The sequence below is a fragment of the Streptomyces sp. NPDC006643 genome (assembly GCF_042870175.1).
GTDB lineage: Bacteria > Actinomycetota > Actinomycetes > Streptomycetales > Streptomycetaceae > Streptomyces.
Window position 1 is genome coordinate 155,023 of the sequence record NZ_JBIAHA010000004.1, and the last position, 21,083, is coordinate 176,105.

At 71.4% G+C, this 21,083-nt stretch carries 10 protein-coding genes and 1 pseudogene; 6 read left to right on the plus strand and 5 right to left on the minus strand.

Translation table 11 applies throughout. The features are described 5' to 3' along the window. Nucleotides 1–14: 14 nt before the first annotated feature. Entirely contained in the window at nucleotides 15–2,252 is a 2,238-nt protein-coding gene (locus ACFYNU_RS07510; RefSeq protein ID WP_356585042.1) for an MMPL family transporter, read from the minus strand. A gap of 369 nt (nucleotides 2,253–2,621) precedes the next feature. Here ACFYNU_RS07510 and ACFYNU_RS07515 point away from each other — a divergent pair, with 369 nt between their 5' ends. Further along, complete coding sequence (locus ACFYNU_RS07515) at nucleotides 2,622–3,584, plus strand: zinc-dependent alcohol dehydrogenase family protein (RefSeq protein WP_356585043.1); 963 nt, start codon at nucleotides 2,622–2,624, stop codon at nucleotides 3,582–3,584. A gap of 108 nt (nucleotides 3,585–3,692) precedes the next feature. Here ACFYNU_RS07515 and menC read toward each other — a convergent pair whose 3' ends face one another. Then, complete coding sequence (gene menC, locus ACFYNU_RS07520; RefSeq protein ID WP_356585044.1) at nucleotides 3,693–4,802, minus strand: o-succinylbenzoate synthase; 1,110 nt, start codon at nucleotides 4,800–4,802, stop codon at nucleotides 3,693–3,695. Further along, on the minus strand, nucleotides 4,799–5,728 hold the full coding sequence (locus ACFYNU_RS07525; protein ID WP_356585045.1) for a hypothetical protein: 930 nt from the start codon (nucleotides 5,726–5,728) through the stop codon (nucleotides 4,799–4,801). The genes menC and ACFYNU_RS07525 overlap by 4 nt, the downstream gene beginning before the upstream one ends. Before the next feature lie 123 nt (nucleotides 5,729–5,851). On the opposite strand from ACFYNU_RS07525, the gene ACFYNU_RS07530 reads away from it, so the two are divergent. From ACFYNU_RS07530 to ACFYNU_RS07550, 5 genes are all read left to right on the plus strand, one after another. Continuing rightward, the gene (locus ACFYNU_RS07530) at nucleotides 5,852–9,259 is read left to right on the plus strand and encodes an amino acid adenylation domain-containing protein (protein ID WP_356585046.1); all 3,408 of its coding nucleotides are present in this window, start codon (nucleotides 5,852–5,854) and stop codon (nucleotides 9,257–9,259) included. A 13-nt stretch (nucleotides 9,260–9,272) separates the two neighbouring features. Continuing rightward, a complete protein-coding gene (locus ACFYNU_RS07535) occupies nucleotides 9,273–10,283 on the plus strand; it encodes an aldo/keto reductase (protein ID WP_356585047.1) in 1,011 nt (336 codons plus the stop codon). A 26-nt stretch (nucleotides 10,284–10,309) separates the two neighbouring features. Beyond that, entirely contained in the window at nucleotides 10,310–17,251 is a 6,942-nt protein-coding gene (locus tag ACFYNU_RS07540) for an amino acid adenylation domain-containing protein (protein ID WP_356585048.1), read from the plus strand. A 14-nt stretch (nucleotides 17,252–17,265) separates the two neighbouring features. Continuing rightward, nucleotides 17,266–18,174, plus strand: coding sequence for a pyridoxal-phosphate dependent enzyme (locus ACFYNU_RS07545; protein WP_356585049.1), 909 nt, complete (start codon nucleotides 17,266–17,268; stop codon nucleotides 18,172–18,174). Between the two features lie 160 nt (nucleotides 18,175–18,334). Further along, nucleotides 18,335–19,072, plus strand: coding sequence for an alpha/beta fold hydrolase (locus ACFYNU_RS07550; RefSeq protein WP_356585050.1), 738 nt, complete (start codon nucleotides 18,335–18,337; stop codon nucleotides 19,070–19,072). Nucleotides 19,073–19,162: 90 nt separating this feature from the next. Here the strand turns inward: ACFYNU_RS07550 and ACFYNU_RS07555 are convergent, their stop codons facing one another. Together ACFYNU_RS07555 and ACFYNU_RS07560 are read right to left on the minus strand one after the other, a co-directional pair. After that, nucleotides 19,163–19,684: a hypothetical protein gene (locus tag ACFYNU_RS07555; protein ID WP_356585051.1), complete on the minus strand. Its 522-nt coding sequence runs from the start codon at nucleotides 19,682–19,684 to the stop codon at nucleotides 19,163–19,165. 312 nt (nucleotides 19,685–19,996) lie between these two features. Next, a pseudogene (locus ACFYNU_RS07560) lies at nucleotides 19,997–20,656 on the minus strand (AraC family transcriptional regulator). Between the last annotated feature and the right edge of the window lie 427 nt (nucleotides 20,657–21,083).

Sequence of the window (21,083 nt, forward strand, 5' to 3'; positions counted from 1 at the left end):
GTTCACTTTCCCTTTCACCCGTCCCCCTTGATCCCGATGCGCGCGTGGAGCCGGCTGAGCCAGCGCGGTGCCCACCAGTTCGCCCGGCCCATGACGAGCATGAAAGCCGGTACGAGCACGCCGCGGATCAGCACGGCGTCCATGAGCACGGCGAGGAACATGCCGAGGCCCAGCAGTTTCAGAACCGAGATGTCGGAGCTGGCGAGCGCGAGCAGCACCCCTCCGATGAGGACGGCCGCCGCGGTGATGAGCGAGCCGGTTCTGCCGACGCCCTCGATCACCGCCCTGGTGTTGTCACCGTGCACGGCGTACTGCTCACGGATCCGCGACATCAGAAAGATCTCGTAGTCCATGGACAGCCCGAACGCCGCGCAGAACATCAGTACGGGCACGGTCACATCGAGGTATCCGGTGGTGACGAAGTCCCCCACGAGCCACTTGAGATGGCCGTCCTGAAAGATGTAGACCATCGCGCCGAACGATGCGGTGAGACTGAGTGTGTTGAAGATGATGGCTTTCAACGGGACGAGCAGGCTGCCGGTGAACAGCAACAGCAGCAGGAACATGAGGACGAGGATGATGCCGAGCGCGTAAGGCAGTCGCTCGGCGATGACCGTCTTGGTGTCGGTGAAGAGCGCGGAGTCGCCCGCGACGAAGACATCGCCGGGGCCGGACAGCGCGCGGACGTCCTTGACCACCTGTTCACTGCGCGGCGAGAAGGCGCTGTCGGTGGGCACGATCTGGATCCGGCTCACCCCACCGCTGGTGAACGCCTCCGGTGGCGCGCCCGGAGGCCCGGCCTGCCTCCCCCGCTCGAAGCGCCCTGTCGCGCCCACCGTGTACTCGACACCGTCGATGCGCGAGACCCGCTGGGCGTAGGCGTCCCGCTCGCCGCGTGACGCGTCCCGCACGATCAGCTGGACGGGGTTGAGCGCGTGCGCGTCGAAGTCACGCTCGACGACCCGGGCCGTACGGTACGACTCCGCGTCCGCGGGCAGCACCCGTTCGTCGGTGAGGCCGAACTTCGCCTGGGTGAAGGGCAGTCCGAGCAGAAGCAGCAGCACCACGACGGGCAGCGCCACCGCCACCGGCCGACGGGCGATACGGGCCGCCACGCGTGACCACCAGGGCTCGGCGTGCTCCTTGCGGCTGTGCCCGACGGCACGGCCCAGACGGTGCAGGAACGGGGTGATGTTCCCGGCGTCCAGCCACCGGCCGAAGACGAGCAGCGCGGCCGGCAGCACGATCACGGCGGCGACCCCGACCGTGAGCACGGCGGGAATGGCCGCGTACGCCAGCGAGCGCAGGAAGTACAGCGGGAAGACCAGCAGCGCGCTCAGACACAGGGCGACCGTCAGGGCGGAGAAGAACACCGTGCGTCCGGCCGTCCGCACGGCGGTGACCGCCGCGTCGTGCGCCGACTTCCCGCCCTCCGTCTCCTCCCGGAAACGCATCAGGATGAACAGGCTGTAGTCGATCGCGAGGCCGAGACCGAGCGCCGTCGTCAGATTCAGGGCGAAGATCGACACATCGGTGAACTCGCTGACCGCGCGCAGGATCGCGAGTGTCAGCACGACCCCGATGACGCCGACCAGGAAGGGCAGCAGCGCGGCCACGACGGTGCGGAACACCAGCAGCAGGATGAGCAGGATGACGGGCGCCGCGAACAGCTCGGCCCGCGCCAGATCCCGGTCGCTCTGCTGCTGCAACTCCCCGTTGGTCTGCGCCTCGCCGGTGACACCGACCTCGAACGGGCCCTGCTCACCGATCAGTTGGGGGGCGATGCGCTTCGCCGTACGCTGCGCCTGGTCGTCGTCCCCGTCGAGTCGCACCATCACCACGGCGGAGCGGCCGTCGTCCGAGCGCAGCAGCGGGTCGCCGGTGGTCCAGAACGAGTCGGCGGAGGCCACGGCGGGCGTGTCGGCGACCCGTTCGGTGTACGCGGTGCCCGCGGCGGCCGTGCGCGGGGATTCGATGTCGGTGCCTGCCCGCAGCACCAGGATCAGATGGGTGCGGTCCACGCCGAAGCGCTCGCGCAGTTCGCTCTGGGCGACGCGCAGATTGCCGGTCGCCGCCGCGTACCCACCGTTCGACAGCCGCTCCACCACGCCGACCCCGAACCATCCGGCGACGACGACCAGCAGACCGGTGACGGCGAGCACGGCCCGCCGACGGCGCAGGGTGAACTCCGCGACCCGTTCGAGAAATGTGCGCTCCGGCACCGCGGTGCGATCGAGCTCCTGAACGCTCAATGACTCCCCCAGCCTGACCTGATCCGGTGATGATCTCTCCGGAAGCGCCAATTATACATACACGCATGTATGGACACTACGCATTACCGAGCCCGGTGCGTCTTCGGCCGACACCGCGCGAACACCATCGTGTCCGGACAACAGCGGCAAACGGAACCCCAGACTCAGCCGATCGGTGACTGTCCGATTCCAGCTGGTCACACCAGGTGGTCGTGAAGGTCAGGGATGAGTGGCGGGACAGGCGTTCTCAGGACTCGGGAGTTGAGGCAATCCGCCGGCCGTCACTCTCACTTCGGCCGATCGGAGGGCGGCTTCGCTTACCGTCCGAAAGCAGGACAGCGCCGACCGGCGCCGGAGCGAGGAGACGGCATGAAGGCAGTAGCGATCAAGGCGTTCGGAGGTCCCGAGGGCCTGGCGGTCATCGACCTCCCCGCCCCGGCCCCCACCGCCGGTCAGGTGCTGATCGCCACGGAGGCGACCGGCGTCAGCGGCGCCGACGCCCTGATCCGCAGCGGCGCGCTGGCGGAGTACGGCTTCCGGGAAGGGCACATTCCCGGCAGCGAGGTGGCGGGCACGGTCACCGCCGTCGGTGGCGACGTCGACACGTCGTGGATCGGCCGGCGCGTCTGGGCCTTCACCGGCACGGGCGGCGGCTACGTCGAACAGGCGACGGCGCCGGTCGAGGAGATCGTCCCCCTCCCCTCCGGTCTCTCCGCCGCCGACGCGGTGACGCTCGGCAGCTCGGGAGCCGTCGCCCACTTCGCGCTCGCCCACGCCCACTTCGCCCCGGGCGAGTCGGTGCTCGTACGCGGAGCCGCCGGCAGCATCGGGATCATGGCCGTCCAGCTCGCCGCCCGCGAGGGCGCCGGCGCGGTCGCGGTCACGACGTCCTCGGCCACGCGGGGCGAGCGCCTGCGCGAGCTGGGCGCGACCCATGTACTGGACCGCTCCGGCGAATCGGACGGGCCGGCGCCGGAGGGCTACGACGTCATCATCGACATCGTGGCCGGTGCCGACATGCCGTCCTTCTTCGACCGGCTGAGCCCGAACGGCCGTCTGGTGGCCGTCGGCGCGGTCGGCGGCCAGCCGCCGGCGGACTTCGGCGCCAAGATGATGGCGGCGTTCCAGAAGTCGCTGACGTTCGCCACCTTCAGCGCCGCGACCGTGGCCGAAGCCGATCTGCGTGCCGTACGGACCGCGCAGTTCGCCGCGGCGGCCCGGGGCGAGCTGCGCACGGTGGTGCACGACCGGCTGCCGTTGGAACAGGCCGCGTCGGCACACGAGATGATGGACGCCGGCGCGGTGTTCGGCAGGATCGTGCTCACGGTCTAGGGCGGGTCCGGCAAGGTCTGCTCGCTGGGCGGGCCCTCCCCGCCGCGGAGCGGCTGACCGGCAGGTTCGTACGGCGTGTCGCAGGGCGTGTCTTCAGCGTCTCGCCGCTCACCCTCGGCGCATCTCGCGCACGGCCGTGGTGACCTCGGCCAGCGCCGAGGGGACCGGCGCGACACCGAGGCCGGGCCCGGCCGGCACCGCCAGATGCCCGTCCACCAGGACGAAGGGCTCGGTGATGTCGGTGGTGTAGTAGCGGTCCGAGGCGGAGATGTCCCCGGGCATCGTGAAGTTGGGCAGCGCGGCCAGCGCCGCGTTCCCGGCCCGGCCGAGTCCCGTTTCGAGCATTCCGCCGCACCACACCGGAATGCCGGACGCGGCGCAGACGTCGTGGATCCGACGGGCTTCGAGGTAGCCGCCGACGCGCCCGGGTTTGACGTTGACGATGTGGCACGCGCCGAGCGCGATCGCGTCGGCGGCCGAGCGGGCGGAGACCACGGATTCGTCGAGACAGATCGGGGTGCGCAGGCTCCGGGCCAGAGCCGCGTGGCCGAGCAGGTCCTCCTCGTCGAGAGGCTGCTCGATCAACAGGAGGCCGAAGGCGTCGAGTTGGGCGAGATGCCGGACATCGGAGCGCGTATAGGCGGCGTTCGCGTCGACCTGGAGGAGAAGGTCGTCACCGAAGCGCTCACGGACGGCGCGCACCGGCGCGAGGTCCCAGCCGGGTTCGATCTTGAGCTTGATCCGCCGGTATCCCCGCGCCAGATAGCCGGCCACGGCGTCGGTCAGCTCCGGCACCGAGTCCATGATGCCGACCGACACCCCGCTCGGCACACGGTCGGCGACGGCGCCCAGTCCGGTGGCGAACGACATGCCGTAGGAACGCAGTTCCGCGTCCAGGACCGCCATCTCCAGCGCGGCCTTCGCCATTCGATGGCCCTTGACCCCGGCGAGCAGGGGCGCCACGGCGGCGGCGGTCAGGGACTCGGCGGCCAGCAGCGGGGGCACCAGATGCCGCAGGAGGACGTCCTCGGCGCCCTCGACGTACTCCGAGGAGTAGCTGGCGTCGGCCCCGGCGACGCACTCCCCCCACCCCTCGGTGTCCGCCGTGGTCACCTGCACCACCAGCGCCGAGCGCTCGTACTCGATGCCCAGGGAGGTACGGAACGGGCTGACCAGCGGCAGCGAGATACGTCGCAGCGCGACCCGCTCGATCCTCATCGGCTCTCGCCCCGGGTGAGGACGTAGCCGCAGGCCGTCCGGTCGAAGTCGACCAGCCGGGCGCCGTCGGCCAGCAGGGCACCCAGGACATCGCGGAGGGCCGGCCGCCACTCACGGGCCACGGACGGCCGTTCGGCGCGCAGCCGGTCGATGTCGGGCGGTACGGCGACGAGGACCGTCCGGTCCTCGGTCCGCCGGATGACCGGCCGGTCACCGTCGATGTCCAGCAGCGTGCCCGGGGCCGACGCGGCGGAGCCGGGCCGGGCGAGACCGCTCCCGGCGTCCTCGTCGCAGGCGGCCACGGCCCGGTCGCCGAGCAGATCCCAGCGCAGCATCAGCCGGTCCGACTCGTCGTCGGCGTTCAGCCCGTCCGACAGCGGCCCGTAGTAGTCGGGGAGGTAAGTGTCGGCCGTACCGCCGAGTTTGCGGAGATTGAAGTGGGCGTTACGGGCCACGAGCGGGTCGAAGGTCCAGGTGATCCGGTCGACGCCGCTCGCCAGGGCGTGCGCCCGCTGGTCCAGTTTGAGCGCGAACCCGACATCGCGTCCCCGAGCGGCGGCGTGGACGCCCGCGACATGGCTGTGCAGGGCCGGCCGGGAGGGTGGGCCCCACAGGGCGATACAGACGCCGAGAAGCCGGCCATCGCCGCCGTCGTCGTCAGCGCCGCCACCACCGCCGTCGCCGCCGTCAGCGCCTTCGGTCTCTTCGAACGCGCCCACCACGTAACTCCCCGCGTCCGCCATCGCCTTGACGACATCTCCGGCGAGCGGCGGGTGGTCGGGACCGGTCTGCCACACCTCGCAGAGGAACCGCTCGCAGGCGTGGCTGCTCGTCGTCGTATCCAGCGCCCGCATCCGTACGCCGGATTTCGCGGCGGCTCTCGCAGCGCTCGCCCGCGCCCTGTCTTCCGAAACACCAATGTCCATGGCTGGCCATTATTGACAACTCACGTCCACAGTTGGCCGATCACGACCGCAGTTAAGATGATCTTCGCAAGGATGTCGGTCTCCGGTGGTTTAAAAGATCACTCAGCCCACTTACTTGAGGGCATGAACCTCAGTTGGGGGAGCCACCGGCGTCCCGTCCTCCGCAGACCCGAAGTCCCCTTGGCGGACGCGGCGGTCCGGGCGCTGGAGGAAGCAGCCCGGCGACTGGGCCGGGAACTGGCCCTGTCCCCCGCGGACATCGGCCCGACCACGGTCACCCTCCATACACGCGACGCGTCCGACGGCGCCGACGGGCCCACGGCCCACATGCGGATCGACTCCGCCGGCCAGCTGTCCGTCGAGTTCCACTGCCCTCCTGGGGACGCGTGGGAGCGGGCCGCGGCGGCGGTCGCCGAAATGCAGGGCGAACTGCTGGGCTCGGTGCTGTCCGATCCGGACCTGCCTCTCGACGGCGCAGCCGCACTGTCCGAGACAACGTTGTCAGAGGTCCTCGGCCCGCTCGCCGGAACAGCGGTCGACCAGGGGCCTTGGCGCGGTGTCCCGGAACAGATCCTGGCCGTCGCCCGGTCCTCCCCGGACGCCGTGGCCGTCCACGCCGCCGACGGATCGCTGACATACCGTCAATTCACTTACCACGCACACGCGTTGGCGGCCCGGATCCGTGCCGTGGCGCCGGGACCCGGCACCTTGCTCCCCGTCCTCGTCGCGGACGGTCTCGCCCTGCCGGTCTCCTGGGCCGCCGCGATGATCGCCGGGATCGGTTACGTACCGGTCGACCCCCGCTGGCCCACCCGGCGGATCACCCAGATCCTCGATCTTCTCGACGCGCCCGCCGTGCTGTGCGCCGACCCCGCCGCCGTTCCCGCCGCGCACCGCGACCGGGCGCTCGCGGTCGAACTCACCGTGCCCGACGGGCATCGCACGTACGACGGCCCGCCCGACGTCCCCGGCCCGGCGCCGGACGACGTCATCTACGGCGTGTACACCTCCGGTACGACCGGAACACCCCTGTGCGCGGTGAATCTGCACCGGGGGCTGACGAACCGGCTGGCGTTCATGAACCGCTGGTTCGGCACACCACCGGACCGCCACGAGGTGGTGCTGCAAAACACCCGGCACACGTTCGACTCGGCCTTCTGGCAGCTCTTCTGGCCGCTGACCAACGGCGGTACGACCGTGGTACCCACCAGCGGCGAACATCTCGACCTCCAGCACACCATCGACCTCATCGACACCCATGCCGTGACGGTCACCGACTTCGTCCCGGCGGTGCTGAGCGCGCTGCTGACCCTGCTGAAACGACAGCCGGCGACGGTCGAGCGGCTGCGCTCACTGCGCCATCTCGTGGTCGGCGGCGAGCAGATCAGCCCTCAGGACGTGCACGCGATACGGGAGTTGCTGCCCGGTCTGCGTGTCAGCAACGCGTACGGCCCCTCGGAGGCCGCCATCGGGATGATCTTCCACGAGGTGACGGCCGAGGACGGCGACGACATCCCGCTGGGACGGCCGATCGACAACTGTTCCGCCGTCGTCGTCGATGCCGACGGGCGGCCCCTGCCGCCCGGAGCGACCGGTGAGATCGTCATCGGCGGCGCCTGCGTCGGCGCCGGCTACCACGGCGAGCCCCGGCGCACCGCCGAGCGCTTCTTCGACTCCCCCTGGCCCGACCGGCTGCCGGGCCGGATGTACCACACCGGTGACTTCGGGTACGTGGACGCCGAGGGGCGCTTCCACTTCGGCGGACGCATCGACCATCAGATCAAGATGGGCGGGGTGCGCGTCGAGGCGGGCGAGATCGAGACCCTCTCACTGGCCTGCGACGGAGTCCGGCAGGCGGTCGCGCTGGTCACCGGGTCGGCCGAGAGCCGTGAGCTGGTGCTCGTCACCACCGGCACGGCGGACAACCGCGCCGTGCTGTCCCATCTGCGGGCCCGGCTGCCCCGTACCAGCGTGCCGCGACGCGTGGTGGTCCTGGATGAGATGCCCCTGACCGAGGCGGGGAAGATCGACCGGCGCCGACTGGCGGTCCAGATCCAGGCCCAGCTCCAGGCCCCCATCCAGGTCGCAGTCCCGGCCCGGCGGCCGGACTCCGCGCCCTCCGCCCCCGCCACCGGCACCGCCACCGGCACCGATCCTGTGCTGGCCATCCTCCGATCCGCCCTGCGACGCCCGGACTTCACCGAGGACGAGGACTTCTTCGCGGCGGGAGGCAACTCGCTCCAGGCGGTGCTGGCCGTGGTCGAGCTGAGCGACCGGTTCGGGGTCGACATCGGGGTCCGGGACATGGTCGACCGCCCGACGGCGGCCGGTCTGCGTCAGCTGATCGCGCGTCGCGGGCGGGTGGAGGTCCCTTCCACGGCCGAACTGGTCGCCGCCGACCTCGCAGCCCTCACCACCACGGCAGACTCAGCGGGGGCAGCGGCAGCGGCGACGCGGCGCGACCGCCGGCGGACCCGGGCGCCACGCACCGTACTGCTCACCGGCGCGACGGGCTTCGTCGGCACCTGGCTGCTGTACGAGCTGCTCGAACGCACCGACCTGACGGTGCTCTGCCTGACCCGGGGCAGGGACGACTCCCACGCCCGGCGCCGCCTCCTGGAAGCCCTGTCCGCGCAGGGACTCGGCCATGTCACGAACGACCCGGCGTACACCGCACGGATCACCGCGCTCACCGGGGATCTGGCCCGGCCCGGGTTCGGGCTGACGGCCCCCCGGTGGCGCTCGCTCACCGAGGAGTGCGACCTGATCGTCCACGCCGGCGCCCTGGTCAACCTCCTCTACGACTACCGGATGCACCGCGAGCCGAACGTGCTGGGCACGGCGGAGATGATCCGTCTCGCCCGGGAGGCCGGCGGCATCCCCCTGCACTACGTCTCGACGCTCGGCGTCCTGTACGACCACGCGCTGACCAGCGCCGAACCGGTCCCCGAGGACGTGGACATCACCGGTGTGACACCGCCGTCGAGCGGCTACAGCCTGTCCAAGTGGGTGGCCGAGCGGCTCGTACGCGAAGCCGGCGACCTGCCCGCGACGGTGCTGCGGCTGGGTGAGGTCATGCCCGCCGTCGAGACCGCCGTACCCAACCCGACCGCGCTGACGCATCTGCTGCTCACCGCGTTCGAACGGCTGGGCGCGGTGCCCCGCGCGACGATCCGGTCGGACTACAGCCCCGTCGACACGATCGCCCGCACCATCGTCGACGCCGTACAGGACCCGGCCATGCCGGGACGCGCCTCGCATCTCTTCAGCGCGGGCAGCGTGCGCTTCGACGAGCTGGCCGGCGCGCGCGCCGAGCGGGTCCCGTGCGCGCGTTTCCTCTCCCGGCTGCGCACCGCGGCGGCGGCGGGCGACGCCGAACTGGCCGCGCTGCTCGCGATCATCGAGCACCGCGCCGGGGGCCGCGCCGACGACGAGGCGCGTATACGCGACGTACTGGAGAACCTGCTCCAGGACAATCCAGCACTTTTCTCTACATCGATCACCCGCCCGAAGGAGCCAGTCGGTGCATGACGAGGAACGACCCATGGTCGGTAATGAGCAGGAGACGACGATGCGTCAGCGCACCATGGGACGGCTCGGCTGGCGGGTCTCCGACGTCGGGTACGGCATGTGGGGAATCGGCGGCGGTCCGGGCGGATTCACCGGCTGGAACTACGACATCGCCCCGGACGCCCTCGATCTCGCCGTGGACATGGGCTGTACGTTCTTCGACACCGCCTGGGTCTACGGCCGGGGCAAGTCCGAGAGCCTCCTCGGCGAACTGCGCGACCGCCGTCCCGACTCCGGGATCCGGCTGGCCACCAAGGTCCCCCCGCTCAACCGCGAATGGCCCCCGCGCCCGCAGGACACCCTGGAGGACGTCTTCCCCGTCGAGCATGTCCTCGACTACACGCGCCGCAGTCTGGACAACCTCGGCGTCGACAAGATCGACCTGCTCCAGTTCCATGTCTGGGAGGACCGGTGGGCCGCCGAACCCGGCTGGCAGCGGGCCGTCACCCTGCTCAAGGAGCAGGGTCTGATCGACGGATTCGGCATCAGCGTCAACCGCTGGGAGCCGACGAACTGCTTCGCCGCGCTCGACACCGGCCTGGTCGACGCGATCCAGGTCATCTACAACGTCTTCGACCAGGCTCCTGAGGACGAGCTGTTCCCGCGCGCCATCGAGGAGGACATCGCGATCATCGCGCGAGTCCCCTTCGACGAGGGCTCGTTGACCGGGACCCTGCGCGCCGACACCACGTTCCCGCCCGAGGACTGGCGGGCCGTCTACTTCGGCCCGGAGAACCTGCCGCCCACCGTCGAGCGCGTCGAGGCGCTGCGCGAACTCGTCCCCGACGGCCGGACCCTGCCGGAGATGGCACTGGGTTTCGTGCTGCACCACCCCGCCGTCTCCGTGGTCATCCCCGGCATGCGGCGTCCCGAGCATGTGCGGTCGAACCTGCGGGTGTCCGGCTCGGCGCCGCTGTCGGCGGACCTCGTCGACGCGTTGCGCGCCCACCGCTGGGACCGGCGGCCGACGCACTGGTCGATGTGAGAGCTGTGAGAACCGAGGAGATCCGGGTGACCCGAACCCACGAGGCGCCGCCGTCCACCGTGGACGGCGACGTCTGGTCGTCCCTGGCCGCGCAGGCGGCCCGCACCCCGCACGAGGTGGCACTGGTCGACGCGACCGGCGAGCTGGACTACGAAGCTCTGTTCGACCTGGTCGCCGAGATGTCGGACCGGCTGGCCGACGCCGGCGTGCGGCCGGGCGATCTCGTCGGCATCCGGCTGCCACGCGGCCGGGACGCGATCGTGGCCCTTCTCGCGGTGCTGCGGGCCGGAGCCGGTTACGTGCCGCTGGACCCGGTCTATCCGGAGGCCCGGCTGGCCCTGATGATCGAGGAGACCCGGCCCCGTGCGCTGATCACGGCCGACGGTGTGGTGCCGTTGGACGACGCCGTGTCCCGGCAAGATCCCGCGTACGTCATCTTCACCTCCGGTTCGACGGGCCGGCCGAAGGGTGTTCTGGTCGGCCGCCGTCAACTGCGCGATTTCACCGCCGCGTTCGCGGACCGGTTCTCCTTCGCGCCGGGCGACCGGATCCTTCAGTTCGCCTCGCTGAGCTTCGACACCAGCGTCGAGGAGGTCTTCTGCCCGCTGCTCCGGGGCGCCACGCTGGTGCTGCGCGACGACGACATGATCAGCAGGCCGGACCTGTTCTTCGACCGCTGCGACGCGCTCGGGATCACCATCCTGGATCTGCCGACCGCGTACTGGCACCAGTTGGTCGCCGCCCTGGACCGGGGCGAGACCGCGCTTCCGGCCGCCGTGCGGTGCGTGATCATCGGTGGCGAGACCGCGCGGCCCGACGCGGTACGCCGCTGGCAGGCGGCGGTGGGCGGCGCGGCCCGGCTGTTCAACACCTACGGCCCGACCGAGACCACGGTGGGCGCCACGGCGGCGGATGTGACCGAGTGGTCGGGCGGGCCGGGGGACGTGGTCCCGATCGGCCTTCCGCACCCGGGTGTGACCTGCCGGATCGGTGCCGACGGTGAGCTGCTGATCGGCGGTATCGGTGTCGTCGACGGCTATCTCAACCGCCCCGAGCTGACCGCCGAGCGCTTCACGACCACGCCCGGCCGGGGCCGCGAGTACCGCACGGGCGACCGTGTCCGCCGCTCCCCCGACGGGCAGTTGGAGTTCCTGGGACGGCTGGACGACCAGGTGAAGATCCGGGGGCACCGGGTCGAGCCGGCGGAGGTCGAGGCGACGCTCCGCACCCTGGACGGTGTCACGGACGCCGTGGTGCTGGTCGACGGGACGACGGGCCGCGCCAGGCTGATCGGCCATGTCGTCGTCTCCGGCGACGCGACCCGTCCTACGACCGATCTCGCGGCGGTACGCGGCGCCCTCGCCGAGATCCTGCCCGCCCATCTCGTACCGGCGGCGCTGGTCCGGCACGCGGCGTTCCCGCTGAACCCGCAGGGCAAGATCGACAAGGTGGCGCTGGCGGCGAAGGTGCCGCGGCAGCACGCCGCGGACGCCGCGCCGGCCGGGGCCGAGGGGAGCGCCGCCGCGCTGATGGGGGAGGTTCTCGGCGCCCCCGTCACGAGCGCGGCCGACGACTTCCTGGCCCTCGGCGGCGACTCCCTGGACGCCGTACGCCTCATCGCCGCCTTGCGGCAGCGGCACGGCGCGGAGCTGACCCTCACCCGGTGGTACGCGGATCCGACCGTCGGCGCGCTCGCCCGGCTGATCGACAGCGCGGCGGGGACGGCGGGATCCGCGGGATCTGCGGCGACGGCCGAATCCGCCGTCGCCACGCTCGCTGAGCGGGTCCCGCACCCGCTCAGCCCGATGCAGCGCGACTACTGGATCGCCGAGCAGCTGTGCGCCGATCTGCCCGTGTACACGCTGGGCATCCGGTACCGCTGGGCGGAACCGGTCGACGTCACGGCCCTTACCGCCGCGCTCGCCGAACTCTCCCGCAGGCACCCGATGTTGAGAGCGCGCTTCCCCGACGACGGCGCCGAGCCGAGCATGGTCGTCGAGCCCGCCGCACGGATCCCGCTGACTCTGGGCGAGCCCGATCGCGCGGGTGTCGACTTCCGGGACGGCCCGGTCGCGCACGCCTTCCTCAACGGCGACACACTCGTCGTGATCGTGCATCACCTCGCCTTCGACGGCTGGTCGGCGGGCGTGCTGGGGCGGGAACTCGCCGCGCTGTACCGGGCCGCGCGCGACGGTACGGGCCCGGCCGAGGCGCCCGGTCTGCCGCCGGCCGGCGCCGCGCCGGACCTCGCCGCCCGCAGCGCCGAGGCGAAGAGTGACGCCGCACTCGTCTCGTACTGGCGGGACCGGTTCGACGGCGCCGATCTCGATCTGGAGCTGCCCACCGACCGGCCCCGGCCCGCCGTCCCCTCGTACGCCGCCGGGCGGGTCAGCCGGCCGCTCGATCCCGAACTGCTGGGCCGGCTGCGCGCGTACGCCGCCGAGCAGCGGGCGAGCCTGTTCATGGTGGTCCTGGCCGGGCTCCAGACCGTACTGCGCCGGTACACCGGGCGTGCCGACGTCACCGTCCTCTCGCCGGTGGCCGGGCGCTCCACCGGTGAGCTGGCCTCGCTGATCGGACCCGCGCTGAACGTCCTGCCGTTGCGCGGTGACGTGTCGGGTGATCCGTCGTTCGCCGAACTCGTGGCGCGGGTACGGGACGCGGTGCTGGGCGACCTCGACCGCCAGCAGCTGGCGCTGCCCGATCTGGTGGACGCCCTGGACCGGCCAGGTGGTGCCAAACGCCTGAGCCCGGTCATGCTGACCGTGCACAACACCCCGGCGTCCGACGACCCGATCGTGCGGTACGCCGGCGAGGTGCCGCCGGCCGCCACCATGGTCGATCTCTCGATCGGCCTGGACTTTCCCGTCGACGGGGCGGTGCTGAACGCCGACTACGCCGCCGAACTCTTCGACGGCGCACGCGTCGAGGCGTTTCTCGACCACCTGCTGACGCTGCTCGACGCGGCGACGGGTACGACTGGTACGACGGGTACGACGAACACCCCGGTCACGATGCTGCCGATGCTCACCGACGGCGAGCGCCGACGCATCGTGGACGAGTGGAACGACGTCGTCGCCCCGCTGCCCGACGCCACCGCCGTACACCAACTCTTCGAAGGCCTGGTCTCGTCGGCGCCCGACGCGCCCGCACTCACCGTCGGGGGCGACACCCTCAGCTACGGGGAGCTGAACCGCCGGGCCAACCGGCTGGCCCGGAGACTGCGCCAGGAGGGGGTCCTGCCGGGTCACCGGGTGGCGATCAACCTGGATCGCGGGGCCGAACTCTTCGTCGCGATGTGGGCGGTGCTCAAGTCGGGCGGCGCGTACGTCCCCCTGGATCCGGCCTATCCCGCCGACCGGCTGGAGTACATGCTGGCCGACAGCGCGCCGACCGTCGTGATCAACGGGGACTATCTCGCCGGAGGTCTCCCGGACGACGACGGCGATCTGCCCCCGTGCAACTCGGCGGACGATCCGGCGTACGTCATCTACACCTCGGGATCCACCGGTCGGCCCAAGGGAGTTGTCGTCACGCACGGCAACCTCGTCCACGCCGCCGCCATGTGGCGGCAGGCGTACCGGCTGCGCCCGGAGTGGACGTATCTCCAGGCGGCCAGCTTCTCCTTCGACATGTTCGTGGGCGAGACGCTGCGAGCGCATCTCAGCGGTGGCCGGCTGGTGGTGGCCCCGCGCGAGACGCTGCTCGATCCGGCCGCCCTCCACGCGCTGATGAGGGCCGAGCGGGTCAACTGCACCGAACTCGTGCCCGCGGTGCTGCGCGCGCTCCTCGACCACACCGAGAGCAGCGGGGCGGACCTGCGGTTCGTGCACCTGCTGATCGGCGGCGGGGAGAAATGGCACGTCAAGGAGTACGCGCTGGCGAGGCGGCTCGTCGGCCCGGACAACCGTGTCGTCAACTCGTACGGCGTCACCGAGGTCACCGTCGACAACGTCTACTTCGAAGGCCCGGTCGGCCATCTCGCGGACGACGCGCCGCTGCCGATCGGACGGCCCTTCCCGAACAACCGGGTCTATGTCCTGGACGCGCACCGCCGGCCGGTTCCGGTGGGCGTGGTGGGCGAGTTGTATCTGGGCGGGCTCGGCGTCGTACCCGGCTATCACGACCGGCCCGAGCTGACGGCCGAGCGGTTCGTGCCCGATCCGTATCCGGGCGAGCCCGGTGCCCGGATGTACCGTACGGGCGACTCGGCCCGGTTCCGTCCCGACGGCACGGTCGACTTCCTCGGCAGGCTCGACGACCAGGTCAAGATCAACGGGTACCGGGTCGAACTCGGCGAGATCGAGGCCCGGCTCGGCACGCTGCCGGGGGTGGCGGCGTGCGCGGTGGCCCCGTACCAGCCGCGCGGCGGTATCACACAGCTCGTCGGGTATGTGGTCACCCGAGACGGGACGGACGCCGACGAGGCGGCTTGTCGCGAGAGCCTCACGGCGGGGCTGCCGGCCCATCTGGTTCCGGCCCGGATCCTCACCCTGCCCGCACTTCCGCTGACGCCCAACGGGAAGCTGGACCGGCGCGCCCTGCCCGCCCCGGCCGGCGGCGGCCCGAAGTCCGCCGTGGCACCGGCGCGGACCGACACCGAGAAGCGGATCGCGGCGGTCTGGGCGGATGTCCTCAAGATCCCCGAGCCCGGCGTCGACGACAGCTTCTTCGCCCTCGGCGGGGACTCGTTCTCGGCTCTCAAGGTCGTCCGGTGCATCGAACCGGCGCCCTCCCTGGTCGAGTTCTACCAGTACGCCACCATCCGCCGGCTGGCCGCACAGCTCGACGCGCGCGCGGGGACCACGCCCGGCGACCAGCGGCTGCTGCACCGGCTCACCGCGACGGACGCCGATGTGCCCGGCGGCGGGCACACCGTCGTGGCGGTGCCCTACTCCGGTGGCAGCGCGATCGCGTATCAGCCGCTCGCCGACGCGCTGCCGTCGAACTGGGCGCTGCGGGCGGTCGAGTTGCCGGGCCACGACCGGTCCAGACCCGACGAGGAGCTGGAGCCGATCGACGTCGTCTCCGGTCGCATCGTCGAGGAGATGCGGGCGATCGACGGCCCGGTCGTCCTGTACGGCCACTGCCTCGGTGTCGCGCTCACCGTGGAGGTGGCGCGGCGTGCCGAGGCGGCGGGTGTGCGGTTGGCGGGGGTCGCGCTCGGAGCGGGATTCCCGACGGCCCGGCTGCCCGGACGGCTCTTCGACTGGATCTACCGGCATGTGCCGGTGGACCGCTTCACCTCCAACCGCGAGTATCTGGCCTATCTCCGGGCGCGGGGCGGCTTCACGGATCTGGACGACGAGGAGCAGGAGGCCTTCGTCCTGCGCAACGTGCGGCACGACGCCCGCGACGCGGAGGAGTACTTCACCGCCGCGTACCGGGAGCCGTATCTGCCGCTGAAGGCCCCGGTGCTGACGGTCGTCGGCGCCCGTGACCGGGTCACCGAGCATTACGAGGAACGCCGCCGGGAATGGGAGCACTTCACCGACGGCGAGGTGGGTCTCGCCGTTCTGCCACGTGCGGGGCACTTCTTCGTCAAGAGTCATTCGGAGCCGCTGGCCGGGGCCCTGGTCGACTTCGTCTCGGGCGCGGAGCCTCGGCAGCCCGCCCCGCCGCCGCCCGCCGAGGTACGGAGCGAGGCGCCGGAGACAGCGCCGGATCTGCGTAAGTTCGCGCTGATCGCGTTCGGTCAGCTGCTGTCGATGATGGGCAGCGGGCTGAGCACCCTGGTGCTGAGCATCTGGGTGCTCGAACGGACGGGCTCGCTCACCTCGTTCGCGGTGGTGAGCGCGATCGGGCTGCTGCCCGGCATCCTCGTCGGACCGATCGCCGGCACCGTCGCCGACCGGTGGGACCGCCGCAAGGTGATGCTGGCGAGCGACAGCACGGCCGGGCTCTCGATGGCGGCCCTGGTCGTCCTCATGCAGAGCGACGGCCTGCATCTGTGGCATGTGTATCTGGTCGTGTCGGTGACGTCGGTGGCCGGGGCGTTCCAGCGGCCGGCCTATCTCGCGGCGGTCGCGCAGCTGGTGCCCAAGCGCTATCTCGGCCACGCCGCCGGAATCGGTCAACTCGGTGTCGGTGTCGGGCTGGTGTTCTCGCCCATGCTCGGCGCCGCGCTCATCGGACCGATCGGCATCGACGGCGTGCTCCTCGTCGACATGGGCACGTTCGCCGTCGGGGCGCTCACGCTGCTGTTCGTCCGCTTCCCGAATCTCATGTTCCGGCGCCGTGAGGAGACCTTCCGTACGGAGATCCGCAACGGCTGGCGCTACATCACCCGCCGGCCGGGTATGCGGGCCGCGCTGCGGTTCTTCGTGATCGACCACGCCTTCTACACCTTGGGCTTCGCCGTCATCACGCCGATGCTCCTGCTGGAGCAGTCCGCGTCGGTGCTGGGCATGGCACTGGGCGCCGGCGGCGTCGGCGGGATCACCGGCAGTGTGCTGATGGGCCTGTGGGGCGGTACGGCCCGGCGTACCCACGGGATGCTGATCTCGATGGGGATCGGCAGCGTCGCGATGGTCCTGGTCGGCATCTCCACCGTCCCGGCCCTGATCATCGCCGGGATGTTCCTCGTCGGTTTCGGTGAGTCCCTCGCCGAGGGCCACTGGATCGCGGTCGTGCAGAGCAAGGTCGGCTTCGAACTCCAGGGCCGTGTCCTGTCCCTGTTCATCACCCTGATGATGCTGACGATGCCGCTGGGCTATCTCGTCGTCGGCCCGCTGGCCGAGCGCTATGTCCAGCCACTGCTCGAATCCGAGGGTCCGGGGCGGGGCCTCGCCCTGCTGATCGTCGTCAGCGGCGCGCTGCAACTGGCGTGGGCGGTCCGCGGCTGGTTCAACGACCGGCTGCGGCTGATCGAGGACGAGATGCCCGACGCCGTACCGCCCGCCGAGATCGGCACGCGCGACGACCTCCAGCGCGAAGCGGACGAACTGCTCGCTGCCCGTACCCGGTGAAGGGAAACGCTTCCGTGCTGCCTCCGACCTCCGTCGCACCCACCGATCCGTATCTGACCCCGTTGATCGTCGCGGACGGCCTGCTGCCGGGCGTCCGTGTCTTCCTGAAGGACGAGAGCCGTTACGCCTCCGGCAGCCACAAGGAACCGGCGGCGCGCGCGGTCGTGGCCCGCGCCGTCGCCGAGGGCCATGACCGGATCGTCGTGGGATCGTGCGGCAGTTACGGCCGCGCGATGGCGACGGCGTGCGCGGCGGCGGGCCTGCGCTGCACCGTGGTGCTGCCCGCCGAGTGGAGCGACGGGGGCGCCGTCGCGGCGACGTCGGGGGCGGACATCCGGTATGTCCGGGGCGGTTACGAGGACGCCGTCGAGGAGTCCCATCGCGTGGCCGGCGCGGAGGGGGCGCTGGACGGCAATGTCGACGGCCCCTGCAAGGACGCGATCTTCGAGGGCCACGGCCATGTCGTCCAGTCCCTGCACGACGAACTGGGCGCTGTCCCGGCCGCGTTGTGGATTCCGGTCGGCAACGGCACGACGATCGTCGCCGCCCGTCGCCAACTCCGCGCCCTGGGCTGGCCGGTGGCCCTCCACGCCGTCGGCTCCCCGGGCAACAACCCGATCGTGACGAGCTGGCCGGGCCCTTACCGCACCCTGCCGAGCCACTCCGTCGTCACGACGGAGCACAACGAGCCCCTGGTCAACTGGCACGCCCTGCACGGTCCCGAGGCGCTGACCGCGATCAGCGATTCGGGCGGCGCGGCGCACGCCGCGACCGACGACGAACTGCTCGCCGCCCAGGCCCTGTTGACGGGCTACGGGGTCGAGCCGAGCGCGTCGGCGTCGGCGGGCCTCGCGGGGCTGCTGGCCCACGCCCGTACCGCACCGGTCAGCGGCAATCAGATCGTGCTGCTGACCGGCCGCTGAGACCGGGAGACCCGGGGTGCCTGTGCGGCGGTCGTCGCCGTACAGGCACGTCCTCGGTCCTGTTCACCGCGTCGTTCCGGGCGACCGTCTCCGTCGGCGCGCTCGTCGGCGGCCTCGCGCTGGGGGATCGTGCCCCACCGTCGGCCGTTACGCTCGCCTCGTGAGCGAGATCGTGGTGGTACGTGACGGCTCCGGGCCGGAGATCCTGCTGGTGCACGGCGGCGCCGGCCCGCGGACCACATGGGGCGCTCTCGCTCCACTGGCCGACCGGTGGACGCTGGCACACGTCCACCGCCGCGGCTATCCACCGAGCCCACCGCCGCGGGAGCGGCAGGACTTCGCGGTGGACGCCCTGGACCTGGCGCCGCTGCTGGCCGGCCGCCCGCACGTCGTCGCCCATTCCTACGGCACGCTCGGGACGTTGATCGCGGCTGCTGCCGCGCCGGACAGCGTGCGCTCGCTCACCTTGATCGAGCCGCCGCTCAACTACCTTGTGCCTGACGATCCCGAGGCGGCACGGCTCGAACGCCTCGGCGATACGGTCCTCGCCCACGGTATGGACACCGCCCCGGCCGAACTGCGTGCGTTCCTCCGTCTCACCGGTGCGCCCATCGGCGACGGACCGCTCCCTCGGGGCGTGGTCGCCGGGGTCCGACGGGCGCACGGTGCCCGGCCGACGAGCGAGGCACGTCCACGGCTCGACGCGATCCGGGACGCCGGCGTCCCGGTGCTCGTCGCGTCAGGAGACCATGTGGCCGCGTTCGAGCGGATCTGCGACGCACTCGCGGATGCGCTCAGCGGCGAACGCGCCGTGCGTCCGGGCGCCGGTCACTTCGTCGCCTCGGCAACGGGCTTCGCCGAACGGCTTGAGGCCTTCCTGCGTCAGAACGCCACATGACGAGCTTCTTCCCCGAGGTGAGCGTGGCGGCGAGGGCTACGAAGCGGGTCAGCCCTCCTCGCCGGACTCCCAACGAGGAGGACACACCCCCTAGCTGACCATGATCGGTCCGGCGGTGGCCGTGCACTTCGTCTGGTCGGGGGCCACGGTGGCGCAGCCGCTTCCCGGGGTGGCCGTGTAGCCGGCCGGGGTGAAGATGATGGCGTTGCTGTTCAGACCCCAGGCGCCCGGGGGCACGTTCACCCGGCCGACCGTCTCGGCGATGGTGCCGGTGATGTCGTAGGTGCTGCCGGGGTAGTACGCGATGTCGCTGCCCCACACGTACGAGGCGCTCACCCCGTACATGCGCACGACCACGCCGCAGACAACGACGGACCGCCAGGAGAGCTGGTGGGGCTGGGTCGGCGGGTGGCCGATGCCGGTGGGCATGGTGATCTCGCAGGTGTACACGCCGCCGTCGTTGTTGTTGGTGAAGGTGACGAAGGCGCTGCCCGCGTCGGCCGACGGCTGGGCCGCCTGCGCGGGGCCGGCGCCCATCGCGAGTGACAGGGCCGCGACGCCGAATGCCGCGAGGACCGCGCCGGTCCGGCGTCGGAGGGAGTGGGGGGACATGGACGTACCGGCCTTTCGTTGGGGGCGAAAAACTACGGGACGAGACGGAACGGGACGGAACGGCGAGGACCCGCGCTGGGCCGTGAGGCCCGAGGGGGCAGCGAGAATCCCCGTGCCCCGGCATCACTTACGTCCCGGTGGCGAGAAGATCGTGTCGCCTCGGTGAGAGGCCCGTCAAGGGTTTGAACGTTCCAATCGGCGGCAGCGCCATGGACCGGGCCCGGTTCAGGGACAACAGGGGCTGGTCACCGCGCTGTTCAGGGGCGAGAGCCGCCCGGTGAACCGGGCCGCGTATCGGCGGGGAGCCGGGAGTCAACGGTTGCGGTAGCGGCCCGGGGTCTCGCCGACGAGGGCGGCGAAAGCCTCGATGAAGCTCGTCGGATTGGCCCAGCCGCAGGCGACAGCGGTGTCGGTGACGGACTTCCCCGCGGCGAGCAGGGTGAGCGCGTGATGGACGCGTAGCTGAGTGCGCCACTGATGAAAACTCATCCGGAGTTCCTGTCCGAAGAGCCGGCTGAGCGTACGTTCACTCGCCCCGACGCGCGCGCCGAGCTGGGCGAGTGTCTGCTGATTGGCAGGGTCGGCGTAGAGGATGCCGGTCGTCGGCCGGCTCGGGCAGATGCAGCGGCTGCTCGGGCGCAGCGGTGAGTTCGTCGACGACGACCGCGTGCAGCCGCTCGACCGCCTCCGGCGCCCGCCCGTCGGTGTCCGCCTCCTCGGCAGTGAGGGCGAGCAGAGCTTCGCGGGCGAGACCGGAGACGGTGAGCACGGCGGGTTGCGCGGGCGGCCGGGCGTCCACGCCACCCGGGTCGGCGGAGCGATCCACGTACCCCTGGCGGTGGTCACGGACAGCACGCCGGTGGCCGAGTAGACCAGGTGAGCGCGGTCATGGGCGTGGGTGGGCAGCCGCTGTCCGTGCGTCAGGACGATACGGCCGTGTTCCGCGAGATCAAGATGGCGGGTTTCCCTCATTCCCTCATCTATCGGTAGCCCGCCATCCCGGCTCCGTCCGAGAGTGGACGGCATGAACAGCCCACCCACCCATCAGGCCCCAGCGGCCCGCCCTTCGGTGCCCCGGAGCCAACGCTTCCCGGACCGGCCGGGGCGCGCACGGGCGATGGTCGCTGCCGGTCGCCGTGCTGCTCGCCGTGCTCGCCGCCCAGACCGTCGCGGCCTTCGGCGCGAGCCGCGACCGCCATGTCCTGGCCTCCCCCTGAAGGCCGGCGCAAGCGGGCACCGCGAAATCTCGCGGAAACTTGCCACCCCCGCGCGGCCGACGCCCGCGCGCCAGGCTTCTCGATCACGCCCGTCTCTTCGATACTGAGAGCGCCCTGCACGGGGAAGGGACCAGGCTGAGGCAGGCCTGATCACCCGTCAGTACGTCAGCGTGAAGTCAGCA

Coding starts and splice junctions, on each gene's coding strand:
- ACFYNU_RS07535 (WP_356585047.1), top strand. CDS start 9,273: ATGGTCGGTAATGAGCAGGAGACGACGATGCGTCAGCGCACCATGGGA.
- ACFYNU_RS07515 (WP_356585043.1), top strand. CDS start 2,622: ATGAAGGCAGTAGCGATCAAGGCGTTCGGAGGTCCCGAGGGCCTGGCG.
- ACFYNU_RS07525 (WP_356585045.1), bottom strand. CDS start 5,728: ATGGACATTGGTGTTTCGGAAGACAGGGCGCGGGCGAGCGCTGCGAGA.
- ACFYNU_RS07555 (WP_356585051.1), bottom strand. CDS start 19,684: ATGTCCCCCCACTCCCTCCGACGCCGGACCGGCGCGGTCCTCGCGGCA.
- menC (WP_356585044.1), bottom strand. CDS start 4,802: ATGAGGATCGAGCGGGTCGCGCTGCGACGTATCTCGCTGCCGCTGGTC.
- ACFYNU_RS07530 (WP_356585046.1), top strand. CDS start 5,852: ATGAACCTCAGTTGGGGGAGCCACCGGCGTCCCGTCCTCCGCAGACCC.